Here is a 4473-nt window from a genome sequence, read left to right as displayed (position 1 = left end):
TCCCTTATGCCATTGCACTCTACGCACGGTTACCAAGCGTGCTGAGGGAACCTTTAGAAGCCTCCGTTACTCTTTTGGAGGCGACCACCCCAGTCAAACTACCCACCAAGCAATGTCCCCCGCAATACGGGGTTAGGCTTCAGACAAGCAAAGGGTGGTATTTCAACAATGACTAACCAACGCCTGGCGACGCTGGATCGAAGTCTCCCACCTATCCTACACATCACTTGTCCAAAGTCAATACTAAGCTATAGTAAAGGTGCACAGGGTCTTTTCGTCCCACTGCGGGTAAGCGGCATCTTCACCGCTACTACAATTTCACCGAGCTCATGGCTGAGACAGTGTCCAGATCGTTACACCATTCGTGCAGGTCGGAACTTACCCGACAAGGAATTTCGCTACCTTAGGACCGTTATAGTTACGGCCGCCGTTTACTGGGGCTTCAATTCAATGCTTCTCCGAAGATAACATCTCCTCTTAACCTTCCAGCACCGGGCAGGTGTCAGGCCCTATACTTCATCTTGCGATTTTGCAGAGCCCTGTGTTTTTGATAAACAGTCGCCTGGACCTCTTCACTGCGGCCCACATTGCTGTGGGCGACCCTTCTCCCGAAGTTACGGGTCTATTTTGCCTAATTCCTTAGCCATGAATCTCTCGAGCACCTTAGGATTCTCTCCTCGACTACCTGTGTCGGTTTACGGTACGGGTACTAATAACCTGAAGTTTAGAGGTTTTTCTTGGAAGCCCTTAGGTACACTATCTCTTTGTCCGAAGACTCCGAGTACTATCGCATTTCCCCAAGTCCTCCGGATTTGCCTGGAAGACCTATAGGTAGGTGCTTTAACGAACTATTCCGTCAGTTCGCGGTACTTTCATCACTCCGTCACCCCATCACAGTTATCAGTAGTACGGGAATATTAACCCGTTGGCCATCGACTGTCCCTTTCGGGTTCGCCTTAGGACCCGACTAACCCTCAGCTGATTAGCATAGCTGAGGAAACCTTAGTCTTTCGGTGTGCGGGTTTCTCGCCCGCATTATCGTTACTTATGCCTACATTTTCTTTTCCAGCCGGTCCAGCATACCTTACGATACACCTTCAACCCTGCTGGAATGCTCCCCTACCACTTGCAGTAAACTGCAAATCCATAGCTTCGGTAATATGCTTATGCCCGATTATTATCCATGCTCGTCCGCTCGACTAGTGAGCTGTTACGCACTCTTTAAATGAATGGCTGCTTCCAAGCCAACATCCTAGCTGTCTGGGCAGACAAACCTCGTTCTTTCAACTTAGCATATATTTGGGGACCTTAGCTGATGGTCTGGGTTCTTTCCCTCTCGGACTTGGACCTTAGCACCCAAGCCCTCACTGTTAGTAAACATTATATAGCATTCGGAGTTTGTCAGGAATTGGTAGGCGGTGAAGCCCCCGCATCCAATCAGTAGCTCTACCTCTATATAACTTTACGACTAACGCTGCACCTAAATGCATTTCGGGGAGTACGAGCTATTTCCGAGTTTGATTGGCCTTTCACCCCTACCCACAGGTCATCCGAAGTCTTTTCAACGACAACCGGTTCGGACCTCCACTATGTGTTACCACAGCTTCATCCTGCCCATGGGTAGATCACACGGTTTCGCGTCTAACACTACTGACTATGGCGCCCTATTCAGACTCGCTTTCGCTACGGATCCATGGCTTAACCACTTATCCTTGCCAGCAACGTTAACTCGTAGGCTCATTATGCAAAAGGCACGCCGTCACCCCACTAAAGGGCTCCGACCGCTTGTAGGCGTATGGTTTCAGGATCTGTTTCACTCCGTTATTCACGGTTCTTTTCACCTTTCCCTCACGGTACTGGTTCACTATCGGTCTCTCAGGAGTATTTAGCCTTAGCGGATGGTCCCGCCAGATTCAGACAGGGTTTCACGTGCCCCGCCCTACTCAGGATACCACTATCCTTTACACTTGTTACCCATACGGGGCTATCACCCTCTATGGCGTCACTTTCCAGTAACTTCCGGTTCCTTGTGCAAGAAATGTCGTGGTCCTACAACCCCAGCCGTGCCGTAACACTTCTGGTTTGGGCTAATCCGCGTTCGCTCGCCACTACTTACGGAATCACTTTTGTTTTCTTCTCCTCCGCCTACTTAGATGTTTCAGTTCAGCGGGTTTGCCCTCCTATCGGAGTAATGCATCTTCAATGCACTGGGTTGCCCCATTCGGGTATCTGCGGATCAATCGATGTGTGCTCGTCCCCGCAGCTTTTCGCAGCTTATCACGCCCTTCATCGCCTCTGAGAGCCTAGGCATCCCCCATACGCCCTTATTTTGCTTATTGTACCAATCTTGAAATCAATCAAGACCGTTTTTTTTATTCCAACCTTATCAATAAGGCGGAATGCTTTCTACTTTTTAATATTTTCTTATCTCAATATGTCAATGAACGTTGTTCCTTTCGGAAATGTGGAGAATAACGGAGTCGAACCGTTGACCTCCTGCGTGCAAGGCAGGCGCTCTAGCCAGCTGAGCTAATCCCCCATCTTATAATTTTAAATTATGAATGTTGAATTTTGAATTATGCGTAATTCGTACTCATCTTCTAAAATTTCCTTTTCCAAGTCAAATAGTAGTCCCGGGCAGACTCGAACTGCCGACCCCTACATTATCAGTGTAGTACTCTAACCAGCTGAGCTACGAGACTCTGTTTTTACTTGAATTTTTTATTTAAATCAACAGCAGAAAGTAAAGTAATCCTACCGATTACCAGGTTATAATTGCGTCTTTCTCTAGAAAGGAGGTGTTCCAGCCGCACCTTCCGGTACGGCTACCTTGTTACGACTTAGCCCTAGTTACCAGTTTTACCCTAGGCAGCTCCTTGCGGTCACCGACTTCAGGCACCCCCAGCTTCCATGGCTTGACGGGCGGTGTGTACAAGGCCCGGGAACGTATTCACCGGATCATGGCTGATATCCGATTACTAGCGATTCCAGCTTCACGGAGTCGAGTTGCAGACTCCGATCCGAACTGTGACCGGTTTTATAGATTCGCTCCTGGTCGCCCAGTGGCTGCTCTCTGTACCGGCCATTGTAGCACGTGTGTAGCCCAAGGCGTAAGGGCCGTGATGATTTGACGTCATCCCCACCTTCCTCACAGTTTGCACTGGCAGTCTTGTTAGAGTTCCCGACTTGACTCGCTGGCAACTAACAACAGGGGTTGCGCTCGTTATAGGACTTAACCTGACACCTCACGGCACGAGCTGACGACAACCATGCAGCACCTTGTAAATTGTCTTGCGAAAGGTCTGTTTCCAAACCGGTCAATCTACATTTAAGCCTTGGTAAGGTTCCTCGCGTATCATCGAATTAAACCACATGCTCCACCGCTTGTGCGGGCCCCCGTCAATTCCTTTGAGTTTCAGGCTTGCGCCCGTACTCCCCAGGTGGGATACTTATCACTTTCGCTTAGCCACTGAACTTGCGCCCAACAGCTAGTATCCATCGTTTACGGCGTGGACTACCAGGGTATCTAATCCTGTTCGCTACCCACGCTTTCGTCCATCAGCGTCAATCCACTGGTAGCAACCTGCCTTCGCAATTGGTATTCCATGTAATATCTAAGCATTTCACCGCTACACTACATATTCTAGTTGCTTCCCAGTAATTCAAGTCCTGCAGTATCAATGGCCGTTCCACCGTTGAGCGATGGGCTTTCACCACTGACTTACAGGACCGCCTACGGACCCTTTAAACCCAATGATTCCGGATAACGCTTGGATCCTCCGTATTACCGCGGCTGCTGGCACGGAGTTAGCCGATCCTTATTCTTACGGTACCGTCAAGCTCCCTCACGAGGGAGTGTTTCTTCCCGTACAAAAGCAGTTTACACACCATAGATGCTTCATCCTGCACGCGGCATGGCTGGTTCAGGCTTGCGCCCATTGACCAATATTCCTCACTGCTGCCTCCCGTAGGAGTCTGGTCCGTGTCTCAGTACCAGTGTGGGGGATCTCCCTCTCAGGACCCCTACCCATCGTTGCCATGGTAAGCCGTTACCTTACCATCTAGCTAATGGGACGCATGCCCATCTTGGACCGTTGTGACTTTAATAATCGGATGATGCCATCCAAATATACCATGGGGTATTAATCCAAATTTCTCTGGGCTATCCCCCTGTCCAAGGTAGGTTGCATACGCGTTACGCACCCGTGCGCCGGTCTCAAGCTAGCAAGCTAGCTCTACCCCTCGACTTGCATGTGTTAAGCCTGCCGCTAGCGTTCATCCTGAGCCAGGATCAAACTCTTCATCGTATATTGTTTGAACTGAAATAAATTTCTGTTCAGTATTGTCGACGAATTTCTAACTTCTGTAAATCTTGCGACTCACCTTACTTTCTTTTTCTTTGTTCCGAGAATCTCTTCCCGAAACGGCTGTCAATTCAATATGTCTATGAACGTGTCTTCTTTGTTTTCCGCC

At 49.1% G+C, this 4473-nt stretch carries 2 tRNA genes and 2 rRNA genes; all 4 read right to left on the bottom strand.

The window, feature by feature from the left end:
* Positions 1-2339: ribosomal RNA gene (locus ACI6PS_RS16090) — 23S ribosomal RNA — on the bottom strand; the annotation flags it as partial.
* Between the two features lie 126 nt (positions 2340-2465).
* Positions 2466-2539: transfer RNA gene (locus ACI6PS_RS16085), tRNA-Ala, on the bottom strand.
* A gap of 89 nt (positions 2540-2628) precedes the next feature.
* Positions 2629-2702: transfer RNA gene (locus ACI6PS_RS16080), tRNA-Ile, on the bottom strand.
* Between the two features lie 89 nt (positions 2703-2791).
* Positions 2792-4307: ribosomal RNA gene (locus ACI6PS_RS16075) — 16S ribosomal RNA — on the bottom strand.
* Positions 4308-4473: the final 166 nt, after the last annotated feature.

Origin of the sequence: Flavobacterium sp. PLA-1-15, from assembly GCF_049060005.1 — a bacterium.
GTDB lineage: Bacteria > Bacteroidota > Bacteroidia > Flavobacteriales > Flavobacteriaceae > Flavobacterium.
This window is presented reverse-complemented; position numbering and strand designations above follow the sequence as displayed.